Origin of the sequence: Psychroserpens sp. Hel_I_66 (assembly GCF_000799465.1) — a bacterium.
GTDB lineage: Bacteria > Bacteroidota > Bacteroidia > Flavobacteriales > Flavobacteriaceae > Psychroserpens.
The window spans coordinates 1,489,026-1,512,152 of record NZ_JUGU01000001.1; the positions used below are offsets into that span (position 1 = coordinate 1,489,026).

General features: G+C 34.1%; 19 protein-coding genes. 5 read left to right on the forward strand and 14 right to left on the reverse strand.

The window, feature by feature from the left end:
• Position 1: 1 nt before the first annotated feature.
• The 11 genes from GQ40_RS06755 to GQ40_RS06805 all read right to left on the reverse strand — a co-directional run bounded on the left by GQ40_RS06755 (position 2) and on the right by GQ40_RS06805 (position 14,065).
• Positions 2 to 1,015, reverse strand: coding sequence for a glycosyltransferase (locus tag GQ40_RS06755; protein WP_047546903.1), 1,014 nt, complete (start codon positions 1,013 to 1,015; stop codon positions 2 to 4).
• Between the two features lie 72 nt (positions 1,016 to 1,087).
• The gene (locus tag GQ40_RS06760) at positions 1,088 to 2,887 is read right to left on the reverse strand and encodes a T9SS type A sorting domain-containing protein (RefSeq protein WP_047546905.1); all 1,800 of its coding nucleotides are present in this window, start codon (positions 2,885 to 2,887) and stop codon (positions 1,088 to 1,090) included.
• Positions 2,888 to 3,086: 199 nt separating this feature from the next.
• The gene (locus GQ40_RS06765) at positions 3,087 to 6,392 is read right to left on the reverse strand and encodes a GEVED domain-containing protein (protein ID WP_047546907.1); all 3,306 of its coding nucleotides are present in this window, start codon (positions 6,390 to 6,392) and stop codon (positions 3,087 to 3,089) included.
• A 304-nt stretch (positions 6,393 to 6,696) separates the two neighbouring features.
• Positions 6,697 to 7,515 (reverse strand): enoyl-ACP reductase, encoded by an 819-nt coding sequence (locus tag GQ40_RS06770; protein WP_047546909.1) that lies wholly within the window; start codon positions 7,513 to 7,515, stop codon positions 6,697 to 6,699.
• A gap of 48 nt (positions 7,516 to 7,563) precedes the next feature.
• The gene (recN, locus tag GQ40_RS06775) at positions 7,564 to 9,216 is read right to left on the reverse strand and encodes a DNA repair protein RecN (RefSeq protein ID WP_047546911.1); all 1,653 of its coding nucleotides are present in this window, start codon (positions 9,214 to 9,216) and stop codon (positions 7,564 to 7,566) included.
• A 59-nt stretch (positions 9,217 to 9,275) separates the two neighbouring features.
• A complete protein-coding gene (locus GQ40_RS06780) occupies positions 9,276 to 10,163 on the reverse strand; it encodes a DUF4835 family protein (RefSeq protein ID WP_047546913.1) in 888 nt (295 codons plus the stop codon).
• Positions 10,156 to 11,370 (reverse strand): bifunctional phosphopantothenoylcysteine decarboxylase/phosphopantothenate--cysteine ligase CoaBC, encoded by a 1,215-nt coding sequence (gene coaBC / locus GQ40_RS06785; protein ID WP_047546915.1) that lies wholly within the window; start codon positions 11,368 to 11,370, stop codon positions 10,156 to 10,158. Before coaBC ends, GQ40_RS06780 begins: the two co-directional genes overlap by 8 nt.
• Positions 11,371 to 11,375: 5 nt before the next feature.
• A complete protein-coding gene (locus GQ40_RS06790; RefSeq protein WP_047546917.1) occupies positions 11,376 to 11,705 on the reverse strand; it encodes a DNA-directed RNA polymerase subunit omega in 330 nt (109 codons plus the stop codon).
• A gap of 12 nt (positions 11,706 to 11,717) precedes the next feature.
• A complete protein-coding gene (locus GQ40_RS06795) occupies positions 11,718 to 12,533 on the reverse strand; it encodes an outer membrane protein assembly factor BamD (protein ID WP_047546919.1) in 816 nt (271 codons plus the stop codon).
• A gap of 135 nt (positions 12,534 to 12,668) precedes the next feature.
• A complete protein-coding gene (gene dapA, locus GQ40_RS06800) occupies positions 12,669 to 13,547 on the reverse strand; it encodes a 4-hydroxy-tetrahydrodipicolinate synthase (RefSeq protein ID WP_047546920.1) in 879 nt (292 codons plus the stop codon).
• A complete protein-coding gene (locus tag GQ40_RS06805) occupies positions 13,547 to 14,065 on the reverse strand; it encodes a DUF6913 domain-containing protein (RefSeq protein ID WP_047546922.1) in 519 nt (172 codons plus the stop codon). The genes dapA and GQ40_RS06805 overlap by 1 nt, the downstream gene beginning before the upstream one ends.
• Positions 14,066 to 14,137: 72 nt before the next feature.
• Here GQ40_RS06805 and GQ40_RS06810 point away from each other — a divergent pair, with 72 nt between their 5' ends.
• The gene (locus tag GQ40_RS06810) at positions 14,138 to 14,899 is read left to right on the forward strand and encodes a 5'-nucleotidase C-terminal domain-containing protein (RefSeq protein WP_047546923.1); all 762 of its coding nucleotides are present in this window, start codon (positions 14,138 to 14,140) and stop codon (positions 14,897 to 14,899) included.
• A 2-nt stretch (positions 14,900 to 14,901) separates the two neighbouring features.
• Positions 14,902 to 15,810 carry a bifunctional metallophosphatase/5'-nucleotidase gene (locus GQ40_RS06815; protein ID WP_047546925.1) on the forward strand — a complete coding sequence of 303 codons (909 nt, stop codon included), beginning with the start codon at positions 14,902 to 14,904 and terminating at the stop codon, positions 15,808 to 15,810.
• Between the two features lie 17 nt (positions 15,811 to 15,827).
• Here the strand turns inward: GQ40_RS06815 and GQ40_RS06820 are convergent, their stop codons facing one another.
• Positions 15,828 to 16,604 (reverse strand): hypothetical protein, encoded by a 777-nt coding sequence (locus GQ40_RS06820; protein WP_047546928.1) that lies wholly within the window; start codon positions 16,602 to 16,604, stop codon positions 15,828 to 15,830.
• Positions 16,605 to 16,750: 146 nt separating this feature from the next.
• Here GQ40_RS06820 and GQ40_RS06825 point away from each other — a divergent pair, with 146 nt between their 5' ends.
• A complete protein-coding gene (locus GQ40_RS06825; protein WP_047546930.1) occupies positions 16,751 to 17,140 on the forward strand; it encodes a DoxX family membrane protein in 390 nt (129 codons plus the stop codon).
• 3 nt (positions 17,141 to 17,143) lie between these two features.
• On the opposite strand, the gene GQ40_RS06830 is transcribed toward GQ40_RS06825, so the two are convergent.
• Together GQ40_RS06830 and ligA are read right to left on the reverse strand one after the other, a co-directional pair.
• Positions 17,144 to 17,878: a hypothetical protein gene (locus tag GQ40_RS06830; RefSeq protein WP_047546931.1), complete on the reverse strand. Its 735-nt coding sequence runs from the start codon at positions 17,876 to 17,878 to the stop codon at positions 17,144 to 17,146.
• A gap of 98 nt (positions 17,879 to 17,976) precedes the next feature.
• Positions 17,977 to 19,971 carry an NAD-dependent DNA ligase LigA gene (ligA, locus tag GQ40_RS06835; protein WP_047546932.1) on the reverse strand — a complete coding sequence of 665 codons (1,995 nt, stop codon included), beginning with the start codon at positions 19,969 to 19,971 and terminating at the stop codon, positions 17,977 to 17,979.
• 48 nt (positions 19,972 to 20,019) lie between these two features.
• Between ligA and GQ40_RS06840 the strand changes: the two genes are divergently transcribed.
• The gene (locus GQ40_RS06840; protein WP_047546934.1) at positions 20,020 to 22,308 is read left to right on the forward strand and encodes a beta-N-acetylhexosaminidase; all 2,289 of its coding nucleotides are present in this window, start codon (positions 20,020 to 20,022) and stop codon (positions 22,306 to 22,308) included.
• A gap of 78 nt (positions 22,309 to 22,386) precedes the next feature.
• The gene (locus GQ40_RS06845; RefSeq protein ID WP_047546937.1) at positions 22,387 to 23,094 is read left to right on the forward strand and encodes a copper homeostasis protein CutC; all 708 of its coding nucleotides are present in this window, start codon (positions 22,387 to 22,389) and stop codon (positions 23,092 to 23,094) included.
• Positions 23,095 to 23,127 lie beyond the last annotated feature (33 nt).

Genomic DNA, 23,127 nt, shown 5'->3' on the forward strand with positions numbered 1-23,127 from the left:
ACTATTTAACATTTTTAAAGAATAATTTTGGAAACACCTCTTCTGGTTTTTGTTTTAATAATCTTATTGCAATTGTAGATTTTATAAAACCATATCCATAGCCAAAAAACTGAATAAGAATAGCAAAAATAGATTGAGCTGCAATCCATACATTTTTTGTTGATGTCAAAGCCATTATAAAAGCTAGAGTAAAGTAAAAAGCGTAGGCAAATAAAGGTAGTTTAATGCCTAAAAAAAACATAATAAAAGATACTAATAAACCCATAATAAACAAGGTTGGAAACCAATAAGTTAATTTATTTGTATTTGGGTGCCATTGATTTAAAATAGGTCGAACCATTCCAAATTTATTAACTTGTTCATAGAATTTTTTCCAAGAAATTCTTCTCTTATGATATACAAGTGCATCTTTTATTAATACCGTTTTATAGCCTAAATCATTTAATCTTATCGATAAATCTGGATCTTCTCCTGGATGTATTGATCCAAATCCACCAGAGTCAATAAAAGCTTTTTTGGATAAACCCATATTAAAACTTCTTGGCTGAAAATTCTCATTTACTTGCTTTCCTCCTCTTATTCCACCTGTTGTTAAAAACGAGGTCATCGCAAAATTTATTGCTTTTTGAAGGTTGTTAAAAGAACTGTGAGCAGCATCTGGACCACCGTAGCAATCCACAAAATTATATGATAAAAATGAATGAACTATTGTTAGATAATTTGGTGGCAACAAGCAATCGGAATCTAAAATTATGTAATAATTGCCATTCGCTTTGGTCATTCCAAAATTTCTGGAATCTCCCGGACCTGAATTTTTTTTATAGTAATACGAAATATTGAGATCATTTGTAAATTGATCAATTATAGATTTACAATCATTAGTTGACCCATCTTCAATAATTACAATTTCAAAAGGAATATTACTGCATAATGCATTAAAACTAAGGAGTAGTTCTTCAATCTCATCTGGTCTATTGTAGACAGGAATTATAAATGAAAACTCTAATGCATTCATAAACCAAAGGTAAGTAAAGAAAACAAAAAAGCCACCTTTACGGTGGCTTTTGAAATCTTTTTTAAGCTAAGTTTATTGCTTAATAATCCTTACAGTTTCTGTAACGTTATCAATAGTCACTTTCACGATGTAAGCACCTTGACGTAATCCATTCATGTTAATATTAGTATCTACAGTATTAGGTTCAATTCTTAAGACTTCTTGACCTAACATATTATAAACAGAAACATTTTGAATGTTCTTTTGAGCATTTAATGTGAGCTCATTTTTAACTGGGTTAGGGAAATATGAAAAAGCATTTTCGTTTTCAAACTCTTCTGTACTCAAAGTATCTGGAGACCAGATTTTAAGATCAAAGGTTTTACCAGCAGTATTAGACGTGTTAAATTGATAAATTCTAGTATAATAAATTTCACCAACTGTTAATCCAGTAGCATTAATTTCTTCTACAACTGTACCTCCTGGAGTATTAAGCCCTGTCCCATCAGCACAATCTACAACTGTTAACACACCGCAAGTCCCTGAATACAAAATAGCTACAGCATCAAAATTAGCCTCGTAGGTAATATTAACGTTAGTTGTTAATGCTTCAAATACATACCAAACATCATCGTTTGCTGAACCAGTAAAATCGTTACAAGTCTCAGCAGCTAAACCTGAAGGCGTTGCTCCAACAATAGCTCCTGCATTTGAAGTGGCTGAAGAAGCATCAGCAATATCAGTTTCTTGAGTTATAGTTTCAGAACCTAGACAATCATTATTTGCTGGTATAGGTCCTGGTTGAGTTGTGAAACCAAATGGTCCAGCCCAAACACTAGTTCCATCAGTATCACAATCTGTTTGAACATAAATATCATAATCTGTGTCGAGAGTTAATACGTCTCCAGAAGATACATTTGTCGTTGGTGTACTTCCATTTGCGATAACGGTTCCACCTTGTCCTGAACCATCTTCAACAATTTCCCAATTGTAACCTACTGGAGTTCCAAGTTCTGGAGCATCCCAAGAAAAATCTACACTAACATCAGTCACATTATCAATTGCGACCGTAGCGACAGCTTCGCATGCTGCTGGTGTTGTAAATGGAATAGGACCAACCCAATTAGATACTTCAGATCCACTACAATTAGCTCTAACATATACTTCGTAGTCGTTTGATGGTGTTAACGCATTTAAGGTTGTTGGATTAGAAACTCCTGTCGATGTAGCTGTTCCTGTAGCAGTTTCTGAAGCAGTTATATCTACCAATTCAATATCCCATGAACTTATAGGTCCTACTTGGTTCCATTCTAATAACGCTGTTGTAGCATTTGTTGGAGTAGCCATTAAATCTGTTGGATCAGCACATGTAGGAGCAGGTTCAAATGTTAAGGACCAATTATCGATTTGACCGACATCTCCATTAGCATTATCACAAACCAAAAGTATCCAGTCTCCATCTGCAGAAACACCTCCAATGTTGAAACCTGCTAAAGGCTCATCAGGTGAAAAAGTACCTGTTATTGGACTTGCATTGCCACTTGGTAATTCTGGAGATCCATCCTCAAGAACAACATTTACAAAACCATCACCATTTCCTCCGTTACTATCTGTCAACAAAACAGTAACTGTACCTGATGGATCTTGAAGACTTATTTCAATATCAGCATTATAAGTATGAGTTATGTTAAGAGTAACACTTTGTAAAACATTAGTAGTACCTAAAGTACCAATCCCAGAAACATTTAATGGTATAGATAAATCAAACGTTCCACATGTAGATAAAGTTCCTGTTTGACCATTTTGAATATCATATGGTCCATTAGCTGTAAATGTTTGAGAAAATCCCAAACTGCAAATTAGAGCAAATAAGATAAAAGTAATTTTTTTCATATCGTTTATTATTTATTAAGTCCTAAAATTATAATTTTTCTCCTATATATATGAACGAATGAAGTATAATCGTTAAAATGGAAAAAATAATCGCTAAACCACATACAGCCTTGCTTTAGAACGATTTAATAAGGATTTTTTAAATAAAAAAAAAGACCTTGCATTTAGCAAGGTCTTTTTATATAATTCTAAAAAAATTTTAATCTCTTAAAACTTTTATAGTTTCTAATTGTCCGTCTATTGAAACTTGAACAAAATAAGTTCCAGTTTGTAATTGAGACATATCTAAATCTGAACTCAAACTATTTGGCGAAGTTTTCATTACTTCTTGACCAAGCATATTAAGTACCAAAACCGAGTCAATAGTATTTTGAGCTTTTAAAGTCAACGTGTTTTTAACTGGATTAGGGAAATATGTAAAATTGTATTGATTACTAATATCACCTAAAGATAATGTAGAATCTACTGTAACAGTATAATCTTCTGTTTCTCCTCTTGGAGCTGTTGAAGAACCATATGAACATGCGTCATCATCACCAGGATTACTATCATTCCAATCAATTAGAACTCTCATTCTGTAGTCTCCATTAGAAACACCATCTGGTATTGTGATTGCCCCTGTAAAAGGACCATTTCCATAACTTGTTGTACTATATGAAACTTCTGAAGTATCAAAAACAAAATCGTTGTTCCAATCAACCCATACTGCAGCTCCAATCGTACCACCAACTATTGCTATTTCAAAATCAATAACATCATTTTGCGCTCCACTTACAGCCATTGTACCCGTATTATTCTCATAATTATCAGTTGCTAAACCTGATCCTAAATTAGATATGTTCATGTTATCTCCAGAGGTTGAGAAATCATCTATAAATGAAGAACTACTAGTCGCAAAAGGTATACAATAACCAGCATTGAATGTAAAAGGCTCAGACCAAGCACTTAAATCACCTGCTCCACAATTAGACTGAACACGTAAATCATACATAGTGTCTAATACTAAGCCTGTAGCTGTAGCAAATAAATCTGCGGTAGTTCCACTAGAAATAACGCCTACACCTTGGTCGTTTCCTTGTGGTACAACTTCCCAGTTATAGTCTGCAGGAACAGTTCCATCTGTTGGAGCTGTCCATGAAATATCCGCTGAATTTGGCGCAACAAAAGTAGCTGCTAAATCTTCAGGAGCAAAGCATGTAGGCTCTGGATACACACATAAATCAAATTCAACATAACTAGTTGAAGAAGAACTTCTTACACTAATGTAATAAGTTGTTCCTGATATAGCAGAAATAACTAAATCACCTGAAAACGTACAACTTGTACTACTTCCAATTTGAGTCAATGCTTCGCAAGTACCTTCATAAGCTGCTATATATGTAGAAGAAAATCCAGAATCAAAAGTTTCAGTTTCAGTAATTACATAATCTCTAGTTTCAGAAGCAGTGAAACTGTACCATACATCTCTACCTCCAGTACAACCAGTAGTACTCGCTCCAGCACTTTGTGTAGTACCTGAAATAGAGTTATTACAAGAAGCATCTGATATTGGTAATGGTAAAGCATCCTCACATAGATCATTTGCAGGTGGTGGTGCTGGTGTGCCTATACACACATCAAATGTTGATGTTTGCCCAGCTGTTGACGTCCAAGAATACACTCTCAATAAATATGTTTCGCCAATTGTAAGACCACTTATAACACTTGTATTTGGATCACTGCAACTTAAGTTAGTTAATGAACCACAAGTTCCAGACCATACCGAATGATACAAATCTGTAGTTCCATTTGCAATGTTAATTAAGCTAATATTATGAGTCACGTTAGAAGCTACAAAAGAAAACCAAACATCGTCATCTTCAGTACCACCACAAGCTGTTGGATCTGTACTAGATGCTGTTGCACTAGCGATAGTTCCTGAGGTTACTTCTCCACATTCTAAATCAGCATTAACCGTCAGAGAAATTGCATTATCACATTCATCATTTTCGGGAGGACATGCTGCCTGTGTAAGAACATCACTCGTTAGCGTACAAGTATCATCATCATTTTGGTCATCTAATGTTATTACAACATCTGTCCCATTCACAAATGGTCCAAATTGAAATGTACCAACAGCTGTTGCTGTAAACGTTTCAGAATCTTGATCATTAGAAAGAACTATAGAAGTTGCAGAACCTAAATCGGTAATCTCAACATCAATCACAAATCCACCAGAAACATCACAGTCATTAACTACTGTATATGTTGCAGTAGCATCAACACAAGTGTTTTCGAAAATTTCCAAACCGTAATTTACAGTTTGTGGTGCAGCAAACGTGGATATAACGATATAATACGTTACGCCAGATGTAACGTCTAAATCAATCTCTCTAACATCTGTATTACTTGACCCAACGCCAGCAACACAAGCTGTACCAATATCTTCACAATCTGTGTAAACAAATACTCCAGACCACGTATTACCTGCTTCAGGAGTCAAATCTATACTTATTTGTGTATCAGAAGTTGCAGTATAAGAATATACAATATCATCTCCGTTTAAATATGACGAAGTTGTTCCACAACCAGTTGATCCAGGAGAACCAGTATAGTCGTCACCAAATCCAGCTGTTGTTCCCGATGCTTCGCTATAAGGTAGCGTTACGTCAATTGCAAACTCACAAATCTCGCCTTCAACATATGTATCAGTCACAAATGTTTGCTCCACACAATCAGAAGCACTACCATTTGCATTATATGGTGTGATAGTAACATAGTACGTAGTACCCTGAGCTAGAGTTCCCAACTCGTAGGACGTGCTATTCATGTTATTAACATTGTCTGCTAAATCATTCCCTCCAGAAGTAGTTCCTGCTGTTATAAAATATCCTGTAGGCACTCCTGTAGCACTACTCCATGAAATATCACCATCAATTGACACATCAACAGTCTCACTCAATACAGAGTCACAATTTGGTGGATTTGCTGCTACCTGCGCAGCAACAAAATTATCTACATAAAAATAATAGTCTCCCGAAGCCCATGTATTGAATATTCTCAATTGAATATCACTGCCGGCAGGGAGAAAAGAAGCTTCTATAGAAGTACTAAATGTTACGCATTCATTGGAAACAACATGGTTAGAATCATCAATAGTTACATTAGTTTGCCAAGTGGTACCGTTATCTATTGAAAATTGAATATCTGCAGTTCCCCATCCAGCTGGAGTTGCTACAGTTGGATTACTAAAGTTATAGTTAACTATCTTATAATCGAAAGAAATTGTCATGTCTGTGCCATTAGAAGCTCCAACAAAATTTGGAGATGTCAAATCGGCAGATTGAACATAGGACCACAAATTCCCTCTTTCAGAATTACCAGCACAAGCTCCGTTTGGTGAATTGGCATAATTAGTTGTCCAATCTGCTGGTAAACCACTATCAAAGTTCTCGCTTATTCCCACTTGCGCGAAAGAGAAGCAAAAACAAAGCATCATTAAAGTTAATAAAGTAATTTTTTTCATACTTAAATTTGTTTTTAGTTATTAATTAATTTTTAGTACTCCAAGTTAATAAGATTTTAAGATAAGGTTAACTAATCTTAAAACAAATCGATGAAATCAATATTTCATCGACCAATCAAAGTTATTCATCCTAATTTCACCGTTATAATCTTAAAATTTTTAACTATCCACATGATTTTTAATATACTTCCTACATTATGGCATTACTTATCTAGATTTAATACAGTTCATCTAATCTCAATTATAGACATAAAAAAAACCGATAGCGTAAACTATCGGTATTGATATTTCTAATTTAAATTTTTTATTGGTTATCTACAAACGCATTCATTACGTCATCACTCACTCCCATATTACTAAATCCTCCATCATTAAATAAGTTTTGGAGCGTTACTCGTTTTGTTAGGTCACTAAATAATGTGATCGTATAATTTGCACAATCCAAAGCTGTTGCATTACCCAAAGGGGACATTTTTTCTGCATATGAAATAAAACCATCAAATCCCTTTACGCCTTGACCTGCGGTAGTTGGTGTTGGCGACTGTGAAATGGTATTGACCCTTACGTTTTTATCTCTTCCGAAGAAATAACCGAAACTACGCGCTATGCTTTCTAAATAGGCTTTATTATCTGCCATATCATTATAATCTGGAAAAACGCGCTGAGCAGCCATATAGGTCAAGGCAACGATACTTCCCCATTCGTTCATCGCATCCTTTTTATATAAGGTCTGCATCACTTTATGAAATGACATCGCAGAGACATCTGTCCCTTTTTGGGTCCAATCATAATTTTGATCTGTGTAAGCCTTTCCTTTTCTAACATTAACAGACATCCCAATAGAATGGAGCACAAAGTCAATTTTACCTCCAAGAATTTCAATAGATTTCCCAACCAAATTCTCCAAATCCTCAATTGAAGTTGCATCTGCTGGCACTATTTGCGAACCTGTCTTTTCTGCCAATTCATTAATTTGTCCCATTCTCATTGCAATTGGAGCGTTTGTCAATACAAATGTTCCGCCCTCTTCATGCACACGTTCTGCAGTTTTCCAAGCAATAGAATTTGCGTCTAGTGCACCAAAAATGATTCCTTTTTTTCCTTTTAATAAATTATATGACATGCTTTTGTAATTAAATTATGAGTTGATTTTATAGTTTCAAATATAGTATTAATTGAGTAATTGTTTGGCATGTTCCAATGCAGAATTTGAAACCTTTGTGCCTCCAAGCATTTGAGCAATTTCTACGATACGTTCATCTGGAGTTAATTTTTTGAGTTGTGTTTGAGTGACATCATCAACATCTTCTTTAAAAACCTTATAGTGATGGTCACCTTTTGAGGCAATCTGCGGAAGATGCGTAATCGTAAACACCTGCATTGATTTACTCATATCCTGCATGATTATCGCCATCTTATTAGAAATTTCACCAGAAACTCCAGTATCTATTTCATCAAACATTATGGTTGGTAACTGAGTATAATTGGAAAGGACAGATTTTATCGCCAGCATAATTCTAGATAATTCTCCACCAGAAGCAGACTTTTTTAAATCACTAAACTGTAACCCTTTATTTGCTGTAAATAAAAATTGCAGTTCGTCCCTACCGTTTGGTAAAAATGATTTTGAGGGCTGCAGCTCAATTTTAAATTTGGCATTTGGCATACCCAGTGTTTCTAAAATGGATTCTAACTGTTTTATCAACTTCGGAATAATATTAGTTCTTCGACCGGTAATGTCTTTTGCAATAACCAACAATTGCGTATTCAAATGTTCTTTCTCTTTTTCTTTTTCTGAAATGTGAGCATCCAAATTTTCGGTAATAGAGACTTTATCCTGCAAATCCTCCTTTATTGTTATTAGTTCTTCAACCGAAGCTGTACTATGCTTCTGCATTAGATTATGAATGATCTGAAGTTTGGTATTCACAACATCCAATCGGTTTGGATCTGCTTCGAGCTGACCTTCGAGATTTTCAATTTCAGCAAAAATATCGTCCAGTTCAATAAGACTACTATCAATGCGATCATATATAGACTGATATTGTTTGCCAAAACCTCTAAGTTTTGATAGCTGTTGTTTCACTTCTCTCAAATTGACAGATACTCCAACTTCCTCGTTATTGAGCAATTCATTTGAGTGTGACAATTTTTCTCTTATTTCTTCTATGTTGTTGAGCGTCTCGTATTCAGATTCTAAAGACTCCAGTTCACCTGCTACTAGTTTTGCGTCTTCAAGTTCTTTTAGTAAAAAGAGATTGTAATCCAGTTCTTTTATGGATTCTGTTTTTTGGTTTTGGAGCTTTTCAATTTCCGAAGAAATGGATTTATAATTTTTTAGCTCTGCGGTAAATTGATTTAAGTTTTTAGTGTTTTCTGCCAGGGCATCAATAATCTGAAATTGAAAATCATCATCTGTCAATTGCAGCGTTTGATGTTGGGAATGGATATCTATTAGTCTTGCTCCCAATTGTTGCAAATTGTCTAAAGTGACTGGCGTATCGTTAATAAATGCTCTAGATTTACCTGATGGTAAAATCTCTCTCCTTATAATGGTTACCGATTCGTAATCCAAATCCTGTTTTTTGAATAAGGCTTTTAAATTGTATTTGGCGATATCAAAAACACCTTCAATCACACATTTTTTAGATGGATCTTTTACGCTGGCAATATCTGCTCTTTTCCCTAGAATTAAAGATAAGCCTCCTAAGAGAATCGATTTTCCTGCACCGGTTTCTCCTGTTATAATGGTAAGACCGTTATTGAAACTTACTTGAAGTTCATCAATAAGTGCGTAATTTTTTATCGTAAGTTGTGTGAGCATAAGGTGGTAAAATCTACAGTATGAAATTACTGAAATTTTAAGGGATAAACACTATAAGTCTAGAAATTTATATTTCGCCATTTTGAGGAATGCATAGGTGCAATCTTAGACAAAGTAGCAATTAAGTCTGACACTTTAACATTTGGACCACCACTGAAGATTTGCTCTATCTCGTCAGATTTTGTATCGAAAAAGACACGCATCAAAAATGAATTTGGTCGTTTATTATTCATAGACTGCAATGTCATTATGGACTTTGCGATACCTTCTTTTGCTTCTTTAGGATCAATACTCATTTGATCTAATCCAGATCTGTGGTATGAATACAAAACATCTCTAAACTCCTTAAAAGTTGGTGATAATATATTGTCAATTAAAATAAAACGGGTTTGTCTGCCATCTTCAAGTTTCCAACCTTTAGCATTGTTTTGCTGTGAATAATTCAAAATAGTTTGTGCTTGTGCAAAATACTCATCACCTCCATTTGGGCTAAATGTATCTGCATCAATACCCAAAATCATATAAATATGAAACGCAATAACGGAAACCAGATTAGATTCAAATTGCGTTGGATTGAAGACAAAATTCTGAAATTCTAAATACTGAAAATCGAAATCCTTATCATTAAAATTATAAACCGGAGAACCATAGGTGGAACCATATACTGGTCTAGAACTTTGAATTTGAATAGTTGCCTGAAAACGATCTGTATCATAATCATTAATGGTAATTACCATACCGCAATCTATACGTTCTTGATTTTTATAGGATTTATCTGTCCATTGTGTATTATTTACAAATTCCTTTAATTGACGCTCAAGAGTTTTAAAAACCTGGTTACTTTCATTACCAGTTTGTTGAGCATTGACAACCACATTACAATTTAATTCTTGTGACCAAGACGTTGTAACTACTAATATTAAAAGAATGGATAAATATCTATACATGTGTTTGTTTTAAAATTTGCTGAATTAGATCTTGAGCTACCTCGGTTTTTGATTTAAGCTCATGAGCAATAATTTCATTGTGAGCAGTTATAAAAGTAACTTTATTTGTTGAACCACCAAAACCTGCTCCTTTGTCATTTAAAGAATTTAAAACTATTAAATCCAGATTTTTTGTGACCAACTTCCCTTTTGCATGTTCTAACTCATCATTAGTTTCTAATGCAAAACCAACTAAAAACTGATCTTTTTTAATTGCTCCCAAAGATTTTAAGATGTCTTTTGTTTTCTCTAATTCAATAGTAAACGTTTGTTCTTTCTTTTTTATTTTTTGATCTGCAACATTTTTTGGTCTATAATCTGCAACCGCTGCCGAAAGTATGGCAATATGCGAGTTTTCGAAATGATTATGACAAGCATCATACATTTCTTGTGCACTGGTGACACGAATGACATCAATTAAACTATGCTCTACTATTTGATGTGATGGACCAGAAACCAAAATTACCTCAGCTCCAAAATTAGCTGCTGCCTTTGCAATTTCAAAACCCATTTTTCCGCTGGAGTGATTTCCGATAAACCGAACAGGGTCAATAGCTTCATAAGTTGGGCCTGCTGTGATTAATACTTTTTTACCTTTCAATGGTAGTTTACTTAAAATATCATTTTCTATAAAAACAACGATATCTTCAGGTTCTGCCATTCTCCCTTTACCAACTAGACCACTTGCCAATTCTCCAGATGTTGCTGGGATCATCACGTTTCCGAAGGAAAAAAGAGTCTCAAAAGACTTGGTGGTTGATGGGTGCTTGTACATATCCAGATCCATTGCTGGCGCAAAATAAACTGGACATTTTGCAGATAAATAGGTCGCCATCAACAAATTGTCACATGTACCGTTTGCCATCTTAGACAATGTATTTGCAGTTGCTGGGGCGATAATTAAAAAATCTGCCCAAAGACCTAGCTCTACGTGATTGTTCCACATAGCATTGTCATCATCTTCATTTGTAAATGAAGAATGGACAGGGTTTTTGGATAATGTTGAAAGCGTTAAAGGTGTAATGAAGTCTTTAGAAGCAGGCGTCATGACGACCTTTACGTTTGCGCCTGCTTTTATGAATAGTCTAACGAGACTGGCTGTCTTATAAGCAGCAATACCAGCAGTTATGCCTAATAGTATGTTTTTGCCACTTAGTATTGAAGACATGATGTTTATTCCTGAATGTCGTCGTCAGTATTTCTGTAATAAATCTTGTCATCTAACCATTCCTGAACAGCTAAAGCATGTGGCTTAGGCAATTTTTCATAGAATTTAGACACTTCAATTTGCTCTTTGTTTTCAAAGATCTCTTCAAGACTGTCATTATATGTTGCAAACTCTTCAAGTTTATCAACCAACTCACGTCTAATATCGGTGTTGATTTGCTCTGCTCTTTTAGAAATTACTGATATTGCTTCATAGATATTATCTGTTGAAGCATCTATGATATTTCTATCATAAGTTTCTGTAGATACAGGAGCATTTGTCTTTTTTAAATCCATCGTATGTAATAATTAGCTTTTTGTATTATATTGTTGAAATGCGGTCATCATTTCTTCGTTCATTTTATTTGCTTCTGAAATAAATTCTGAATTTGGATAAAACTTTTTAAAGGTATTATAATAATTCATCGCAGTATTTAATCTGGCTTCTTGCTTTGACTTTATACTATTGATCCCGAGTTTATAAGCAGAATCCAACCTATAAAACATAGCTTGTTCTCTAAAACTTGTACCTGGGAAATCAGCTAAAAAATTGTCAAATGCTTTAATAGCTGCCAAATAATCTGAAGATTCAAAATAAGCGATACTGTTATATTGCTTTGCTATTTCAAATGCTTTTTTCTCTAATTTATAATCCAGTTCTTTTATAAGTGCATTGGCTTGTGGTAAAAATTCAGAATCTGGATATTTATTAACAAACAATTGCAACTTTTCTAAAGCCTCAATAGTTTCATGCTGTTCTTTACTATAAACAGGAGATAAATGATAATAACTTTTAGCACCTAAAAAGGACGCTTCCTGAACTTTTTCACTAGTTGGGTAGCCATTCTCAAAACGATTTAACTGATATCCAGCAGTGATATAATCTTTCATTTCATAAAAGGTTCTACCATACATGTACATGAGCTTTTCAGCTTGAGGCTTACCTCTATAATTTGGGACTATTTGAGCAAAAAGCTTATTGGCCTTAGACCACTTGCCTGCTTCAAATAATTCTGTACCCAGTTTAAACTTGGTTGCAATATCCTCAGATTTAAGTGCTTTTTGGTATTCACTGCAAGAGCTAAAAACTAATAAAATTGCTAGTAAGTAAAATAATTTCTTCATAAATAAAAAACAGGTTGCAAAAGTACGTATTTATAACGTATAATAAAAACAATAATTATATGCTGATTAAACTTCAAAAATAACCGATGAATTTAGGCTCTCGCTATGTTTAAGTTATATTTAACTTTTTTAGTGTTAATCGAGTTTTTGCAGTGCTTGTGCAATATTTTTCTTAAGTTCTTTTGACGCTTCTACCAAAGGAAGTCTAACTGTAGATTTCGATAAGTCCAATGCTTCTAGAACAGCTTTGATTCCTGCTGGATTGTTTTCAGAAAAAATAAGTGAAGTTAAATCCATTAATTGAAAATGCATATCGTAAGCTTCTTTAGCTTTACCTTCTAAACCTAAATTTATCATCCTAGTAAATTGCTTAGGAACTGCTTGAGCCAAAACGGAAATCACTCCTGCTCCACCAGCCAACACTACTCCTAATACTAAATCATCATCTCCAGATATGATCAAAAAATCCTCTGGTTTATCACGAAGTAATTTTAAATATTGATGTACATTATTTCCTGCTTCCTTAACCGCAATGATATTTTCAAAATCCTTTGCCAACCGTATTGTCGTTTCTGGTGACATATTTGATGACGTACGACCTGGTACATTATACAAAATAATATCTATTGGTGACGCTTTGGAAATAGCCTTAAAATGCTGGTAAATCCCCTCTTGCTGTGGTTTACTGTAGTATGGCGACACAGACAATAGTGCGTCGATGCCAGATAAGTCCGTAGATTTTATTTCTTCAATAACATTCGCTGTATTATTTCCGCCAATCCCCAAAACCAAAGGCACTCTTCCATTATTTGCTTTAATGATTGTTTTTATAATCTCCTTCTTTTCTTCTTTAGTGATCGTTACACTTTCACCAGTAGTTCCAGAAATTACGATGTAATCTGTTCCGTTATTAATATTAAAATTAACTAAGTTTGATAATGCAGCATAATCCACACTCAAATCATCATTAAAAGGTGTAATTATGGCTATACCTGTACCACGAAATTTATTCATTATATCTTATTTAAAACTGTTAAATATTTTTTTAATTCTTCGGAAAACAACTTAAAATCCTTAGGCTCTATATCAATAATCAAATCATACAACCTTTGATCTTCATTTGACAAACCTACTTTAAAACTTGCATTTGATGATGCTGTAACCAGATCAAGTGCTAAGTGGTTTTCCCTATAATAGCTAATTAGAACATCAAAGTCTTTGTCTACAAATGTTTTTAGATCAACGTTATTTATTTTTCCTTTCCAGCCAAAATCCTTAGGATTAAAATATGTGTCCCAAAGCTCATTTGTAGCCTTATCGTCTTCAACAAAAGTAATAATCTTTGTATTTGCCCGTTGTATTCCCAATGATTTCAAAAACAATCTAAAGGCTTCAAAATCTGAAAATTCACTCCTATTCAAAATAACACCAACTTTAGACATTTTAGTATTGCTAACTCTCACCTGTCGAGTATTTAACAATTTGTTGATGTATTTTTGATTTGATTTTTCTTTAAATACCTTTAAAATCATTTATCTTTATACTTTGTACAAATGTAGTAAAAACACCTTTTAAGACATTCTAAACATTTCATAATAAAATTCATGAATTATAAACATTTATCTCTATTTATTTGCTTGACCATAGCTTGTTCATGCCATCAAGGAAAGGTTTATTTAAACCAAATTGAAGGCAAGCAGATTAATATTTCGGATAGCTTAAAAATAGATCAAAGTGTTGAAAACTTCATAAAACCCTATCGCGAGCATGTTAATTCAAATCTAGATAGTGTTCTTGCTTATTCCGTAGATACCTATTCAAAATCTGATGGAAAATACAATACAGCAATCGGTAATATGATGGCAGATGCTGTTTACGAGCAATCCAATCCTGTTTTTAAAAGCAGAACTGGTGAAGATATTGATTTTGTGCTCCTTAACCATGGAGGTATAAGAGGTATTATTTCTAAAGGAAACGTGACAACAAGAACCGCTTACGAGGTTATGCCTTTTGAGAATTCGGTGGTGGTGACAAAACTTAAAGGAGCTCAAGTTCAAGAGCTTTTAGATTACTTGACCAAAGCAAGGCGTGCACATCCCATTTCTAGATTAAGTCTTGTTTTAGATAAAGATGAACATTTAAAATCGTCTGCATTAAACGATAAGCCTATAGATTTTACTAAAACCTACAATGTTGCTACAAATGACTACCTCTCTAATGGTGGTGATGGCATGGATTTTTTTAAAACTAATGACAGTTTATATGTCTTGGATTACAAAATTAGAAATATACTTATTGATTATTTTACTAAAATTGATACACTTCAACCGGTTATTGATAACCGATTTATAAAGTTAAAAAATTAAGCATGCAAAGACGGGATTTCATACAACAAACAGCAGCTGCAGGAGCTTTAATTGGACTTGGTGGATTAGGTCTCACCTCATTTAAACCAGCAAATAAAAAGATCACCATCTTACATACAAATGATGTACATAGCCATATCGATGCCTTTGGACCAGAAGATGGACGAAACCCAAACCAGGGAGGTGTTGCCAGAAGAGCAAGCTTAGTTGAAGCTATAAGAAAGGAAAATCCGCATACACTCTTATTAGATGCTGGAGACATTTTTCAAGGCACACCATATTTCAACTATTATGGTGGAGAATTAGAGTTCAAATTAATGAGTATGCTTAAATACGATGTTGCAACTATTGGAAATCATGATTTTGACAATGGTATCAGCGGACTTTACGCTCAATTACCACATGCCAAATTTGATTTCGTCTCCTCAAATTACGATTTTTCTAATACCATCATGGATACACATGTAAAACCGTATCGCATCATAATTAAGGATGGAATTAAAATTGGGATTTTTGGCTTGGGCATTAAACTGGACGGTTTGGTTGATAAGAACATGTATAAAGAAACCGTGTATTTAGATCCCACGGAAATTGCTCAGGAAATGACTAAAATTCTCAAGGATGACGAAAAATGTGATCTCATCATCTGTTTATCGCATTTGGGTTATGATTATAGGAATTCTGAGAAAATTTCAGATTTAAAGTTAGCAGAAAACACTAAAGATATAGACCTGATTATTGGTGGACACACACATACGTTTTTGAAAAAACCTACGGTTGTGAAAAATTCCGAAGGAAAAAACATGTTGGTAAACCAAGTGGGTTGTTATGGTATTAACTTAGGTAAAATAGACTTCTACTTCGATGCAGATAAAAACAAAGCTGCAGATGGAACTTCAATAATAGTATAGATTTTTTCTTCGGAAAATTAAAAATTCACGGGCATTTGGCGCAACTTTTCAGTGGTGGTAATAAAGTATTTACTAATATCAACACGCTCATTTGTATGCCTATTCGTTTGATAATCATAAACATATTTGTACAGCAAAAATAAACCAGACGTATGGAGGATTATTTGAAACAACTCAAATACCCAAAAATAAACGTACATATCACATATATAGTTTAGTACATCTGAAAACACGAAGCAAAATATCATCAATAAAAAAGTGATAGACTGTGCAGTTTCCCTGCTCAAATAAACAGCAAACCCAAAATAGGTCAATGCAATTAGAGCTATACCGTGGCATATATACAATATAAGATTTGTATTATCAATAAAATTGCTTTTAGCAACATCATACAAAGTGTAAAGAAAATAAGTGTTTAATAATAAAACTACTATTAAATAAACAGTAACGAGTCCTTCAAACTTTACCTTTTTCAATTTACCTAACAACACAAATATTAAAAGCAAGTAAGCTCCTATATAAAACACTTTTGAAAGCTTTGAAGACAAATCACCAAAATCAAAAACCGAAAATGCATCACCAATAAAAAAAACGAGAAAAATAGTTAAAAAAACATTTGCCATTTTATACAATTGGCAAAAATACCCAGTCAATAGCAGCGCAACAGTAATTAAGGTAATAATTTTAGTAACTAATCCAACATCAAAATATACTGACATTGTTGTTGCGAAAGACATTAGTAATAACAATATCACCAACACTTTATTAGGACTTATTTTTGTTGTCTTTTGCATAGCAGATTATGATGGGAAAAGCAAATATATAAAATTATTTGTATTTGAACGTGATAACAATACGTTTTATCGATTTTTGATGCAAAATTAATGTACAACTGTAGGAATTCAAATTTTAAGCGTCTAAAAATAAATACGTTTAAATTATGAAAAAACACATCCCTTTTCTATTGAGATTAATTATTGCAATAATCCTCATACAAACACTAAGATTCAAGTTTACGGGAGCTCCAGAAAGCATTTATATTTTTAAACAAATTGGACTAGAACCAATGGGAAGAATCGGAATTGGAATTTTAGAATTAATTGCAGGTATTTTATTGCTCATAAAAAGAACAGCTTGGTTAGGAGCATTACTAACTTTGGGAGTTATTGGTGGCGCAATTATAATGCACTTAACAATATTGGGGATAGACGTTAAAGGAGATGGAGGCATCTTGTTTTTTACTGCAGTTGCAACATTTACAATGGCATCAATTGTACTTTTTATTTATAGAAAAAACATTCCGTTTTTTGGTAAGGACCTAAAGGGTTAAGATCTATTCTAAGTTAATAGGTTCTTCAGCTTGAACAAATTTAGACTTTGTAATAGACTGTAAATAAAGAAAAATAAATGCAATTATAAAAAACAGCGAGCACAGTATATTCAACATGCTGTTTGTTTCAGAAATGTAGTAATAAGCAAGTTGTAATATTTCAGAAAAAACAATACATATAGAACCTATTAGTAAATTCATGGACTTTTTATCCTCTTTGTACATGTAATTTATCATAGATAAGCACATTAAAAATACAACCACTGCATTATAGCTCAACTCCATTATAAATTCTGAATTTGACAACTCATGCTTAGTAATATCTGTTACTATATAAGCAACAAACACACCTAAACCAGACAATAAAATAGTTTGAAGGGGAAATTTAGAAATAACCCTAATTAAATTCACAGCATCTAATACCCTAAAAATCAAAAACAAATAAGCAAGAATATATAAACTATTGCCTATGTAATAGAAATAATCAAAATTAGGATCAATATCAAAATTCTCAACCCACGTTATGAAATTAAAAAAGTCTGCGATAATAAACGTAAAAAGAAATAACATAAAAAATATATGCTTTTTCTCGACTTTAAGAATATATAGTGCAGTTAATAACAACATAGCCAAAGCTCTAATACCCGAAGCCTCAATCTCCAAAGTTTGAGATTGGAGACCGACAAATAAGATGCATAGAAGGATAAGAATAACCTCTAAAATTTTATTTACGTTCATAACTTGTTCATTAATAGCGAAACAAATATATGAACAAAAAAATAAAATCAGTTAAAATCACATATTTAATCGATAAAAAACATAATAAGGTAAGAATTTTACTTTAACATATTTATAAAATCATTTTCAGAAATCATCTCTACTCCCAATGTTTTCGCCTTTTCAAGCTTACTCGGTCCCATTTTATCACCTGCGACCAGATAATTAGTTTTTGAAGATATTGAAGATGAGACCTTTCCACCATTATCCTCTATCATTTTTTTAAGCTCTGTTCTAGAAACACTCTCAAACACTCCAGAAACCACAATACTCAATCCTTTTAGTTTATCGGTTTGATTCGCTAACTTTTCTGCGGAAATTTGAAGTTGCAACCCGTTTTGTTTCAACTTTTCTATGATATCCTTATTTTCTTCGGAAGAAAAGAACTCCACAACACTCTCGGCTATACGACCACCAATCTCGTCAACAGAAACCAAATCCTCTTCCGAAGCATTCATAATCGCATCCATACTTTTATAATGTTTGGCTAGTTTTTTTGCCACAGTTTCTCCAACAAATCGAATACCAATCGCGAATAACACGCGCTCAAAAGGAATTTGTTTTGATGCCTCGATCCCATTAATCAAATTCTCTGCACTTTTCTCTGCCATACGCTCTAAAGGCAAAACGTCCTCTTTTGTCAACGTATATAAATCCGAATAATTGGAAATCAACCCCTCATTCACCAAAAGCGCAACCGTTTCACCTCCCAAACCTTCAATATCCATTGCTTTTCGTGAGATGAAATGTTGGATTCGTCCTATTATTTGCGGATTACAGCCATTATAATTAGGACAGTAATGTTTTGCATCACCTTCTTGTCTAACGAGTTCCGTTTGACATTCTGGGCAATGCGAAATGTATTTTGTAGGTTGCGAATCAATTGGACGCTGGCTCAAATCAACAGCAATAATTTTCGGAATGATTTCTCCGCCTTTTTCTACAAACACCTCATCACCCTCTCTAATATCCAGCTTTTCAATTTGATCTGCATTGTGCAGTGATGCTCGTTTCACGGTTGTTCCTGCCAATTCTACGGGTTCTAAATTAGCAACGGGTGTTATTGCACCTGTGCGACCCACTTGATAGGTGATTTCATTTAAACGTGTAGACACTTGCTCAGCTTTAAACTTATAGGCCATTGCCCAACGAGGTGATTTTGCAGTGTAACCCAATTCTTCTTGCTGTTGAAGACTGTTTACCTTAACAACTACGCCATCGGTTTCATAGGGCAAATCATGACGATGCACATCCCAATACTCCACAAATTCTAAAACCTCATCAATAGAAGTTGCTAATGTTGCAGCCTCGGGAACTTTAAATCCCATTTGCCTTGCTTTTTTTAAGCTTTCAAATTGAGTGTCAAATCCTAAATTAGCACCAGTAATATTATAAAGTAAGCACTCTAATGGTCGTCGTGCAACCTCAGCACTATCCTGTAATTTCAAACTTCCCGATGCTGTGTTTCTTGGGTTTCGGTATGGCTCCTCTCCTGCTTCTAGTCGCTCTTCATTCATTTTAATAAAGCCTTCAAAAGGCAAAACGATTTCTCCTCTAATATCAAATTTCTGCGGAAAATCGCCTTTCAAACGCAACGGTACAGATTTTATCGTTTTGACATTCGCAGTCACTTCATCACCTTGAGTCCCATCGCCTCGAGTAACTGCTCTTAGCAAACTTCCGTTTTCATAGGTCAAGCTAATTGAAGCACCATCATATTTAAGCTCGCAAGTGTAGTTAACTTGTCCGTCAACCATTTTTTTAATCCGTTTCTCCCAATCCAACAAATCTTCTTTCGAGTACGAATTATCCAAAGAATACATACGATGTTCATGCACAACCGTATTAAAATTTTTTGTTACCTCGCCTCCAACACGTAATGTTGGGGAATCTGCATCATAAAATTCAGGATGCGCTTCTTCTAAAGCTTGAAGTTCTTTTAATTTTATATCAAAATCATAATCGCTAATCGTAGGATTGTCTAATATATAATAATTGTAATTATGCTCACGAAGCTCATCGCGAAGGCTTTCTATTTTTTGTTGGATACTCATTAAAAACGTAGTAAAAAAGATTATATTTAAAGCATCTAATATACTAAAATGTCTTTCAAAAAAATTGTCGTTTTCTGTGTTTTTATCAGCTTTTTATACAGTTGTAAATCTGAAGTTTTAAAAACAGAGACTCTTCAAATCATTCCAAAACCAACATCTCAAATTGACCACGAAGGGTATTTTCTTTTAGATGAAACGGTTGGAATTACTTATGACGACACCTTCAAAATTTCAGGAGATTTTCTTCGGAAATTTATAAATAAAGGAAGCGGTATCGAGTTAAAAAACACTAATGAGATTCAATTTATACTTGATAAAACTATAGAAAACGATGAAGGTTATACGCTGGACATCCAACCTCAACAAATAATAATCAAAGCAAAAACAGATCAAGGTGCGTTTTACGCAGTACAGACCCTACGTCAATTATTGCCTGCAAAATTTGAGGTTGGTTCCATTTCCGAAGAAAATATAAGTATTCAATGTATGACAATTATAGATGCACCAAAATTTGAATATCGAGGCATGCATTTAGATGTGGCTCGACATATGTTTACTGTAGATTTTATCAAACAATATATTGATGCGATAGCCATGTTAAAAATGAATACGTTTCACTGGCATTTAACCGATGACCAAGGTTGGAGAATCGAGATTAAAAAATATCCAAAACTACAGGAAATTGCTGCATATCGAGACGAAACTTTAATCGGTCACTATAGCGACCAACCACAGCAATTTGACGGAAAACGCTACGGTGGTTTTTACACACAAGAGCAAATAAAAGACGTCGTCGCTTATGCCCAAAATCGCCACGTAACAGTAATCCCAGAAATTGAAATGCCTGGTCACGCGCAAGCTGCCATAAGTGCATATCCCAATCTGGGTTGCCCAGGAGAACAAATCAAAGTGGCAGAAAAATGGGGCGTTTTTGAGAATATTTTCTGTTCAAAAGATGAGACATTTGAATTTTTAGAAAATGTTTTGGATGAAGTCATCCCTTTATTTCCTAGCGAGTACATTCATATTGGTGGTGACGAAGCGCCAAAAACAAATTGGAAAACGTGTATAGACTGTCAAAATAGAATCAAAACCGAAAGCCTAAAAGATGAACACGAACTCCAAAACTATTTTATCACAAGAATTGAGAAATATGTCAACTCAAAAGGCAAACAAATTATTGGTTGGGACGAAATTCTTGAAGGTGGTCTCGCTCCAAATGCCACAGTGATGTCTTGGCGAGGAACCCAAGGTGCTGTTGAAGCTGCAAAACAAAATCATAATGTAGTGATGACACCAACCTCGCACTGCTATTTTGATTATTATCAATCTACAAATCCTGAGGAGCCTACTGCAATTGGCGGATTTCTACCGTTGGAAAAAGTGTATGGTTTTAATCCAATTCCTTCGGAATTATCTGCGGAAGAAGCGCAGTATATTTTAGGAGCTCAAGGCAATCTTTGGACAGAATATATCCCAAACGAAGATCAAGTTGAGTACATGATTTTCCCGAGAATATTGGCAATGAGCGAAGTGGTTTGGTCCAAAAACGAGAATAAAGACTACTCAGATTTTGTCAAACGTGTGGAACATTTCAACAAGCGATTGGATATTCTGGATGTTAATTACGCCAACCATTTATATGAGATTGAAGGTGCGCTCATTTCCGAAGAAAATAAAAACTATTACAAGCTATCTACCACTTTAGATAATAAAAAGATCTACTATACCTTAGATGGAAGTTCGGTAAATCAATCTTCTTTAGTGTACAATAAACCCTTCCCAATTACCAAAAGCACCAAAATCAAAGCAGCAGTTTTTGATACCGAAAAGCGTTTGGGTTCTATTTTTTCTGAAACGATAAACTACCACAAAGCAGTTGGCAAAATCATTACGATTGATAAAACACCTCATAAGTCGTACTCGGGAAGTGGACCAGAAGGTTTGATCAATGGGATTTCAGGAAGTGACTCTCGTTATGGTGACAAAGAGTGGTTGGGATTTTGGGGAGAAGATCTTGAAATTGTGATTGATTTGGGAGAGGAAATGGAGATTAATTCTATTGAAACTCGTTTTTACAATGGACAAGGGCAGTGGATTTATGCTCCGAAAGAAATTTATTTGGACTTTGCATTTGACTGCGGTACTGTAGAAAAAATGAAACCAATTTTGATTGAGACTTCAAATGAAAAATTAATTGATTTTAAAGTGAAGTTGAAAGATTTTAAAACTTCAAGAATATATTTAAAAATCCCAAACTACGGAATCATCCCAGATGGCAAACAAGGTGCAGGACAAAAAGCTTGGACGTTTATTGATGAAATTATAATTAATTAAAAGACTAATTATCCTGCAAGGTTTGAAAAACCTTGTAAGTATCTAAAAAAAAGATTCCCACTTTCGTGGGAAATAAGTATGACATTAGAAATCTGCGCAAATAGTTACCAATCTGCAAAAAATGCCCAAGACGCTGGAGCACATCGCGTCGAGCTTTGTAGCGAATTATCGATTGGTGGCATTACACCAAGTTACGGATTAATTAAAAAGGTGATCAACGAATTAGACATCAAAACTTTTGTTTTATTACGCCCGCGAAGTGGGAATTTTAACTACAATACCTCTGAATTTGAGATTATCAAAAAAGATATTGAAATATGCAAAGAGCTAGGTTGTCACGGTATTGTCTCCGGAGTTTTAAAAGAAGATAATACTATTGATACTGAAAGAACTCTCGAGCTTATAGAGCTTTCAAAACCAATGGCATTTACATTTCATCGTGCATTTGATTTAGTTCCCGATACAGAAAAAGCATTGGAGCAATTAATTGATTTGGGAGTTGAGAGGGTTTTAACTTCCGGACAACAACCAAGAGCGATTCAAGGTTTAAATGCTCTAAAGGTTTTACAAGATCAAGCCCAAAATAGAATAACGATTCTTGTTGGTAGCGGAGTTTCATCAGCAAATGCAAAGACATTTAAAACTGCTGGTTTTGAAGAAATCCATGCGTCAGCTTCTCAAGTGATACCAAATAATAATGATAACTCTTCTTATTTTGGCAATACGCCTCAAACCGTTTCTAGTGTAAAAGAAATCAAAGCCCTTTTAAAAGCCATCGATGACTAAATTTTCTGTTTTTATTGTCTGCTTGTTAATGTT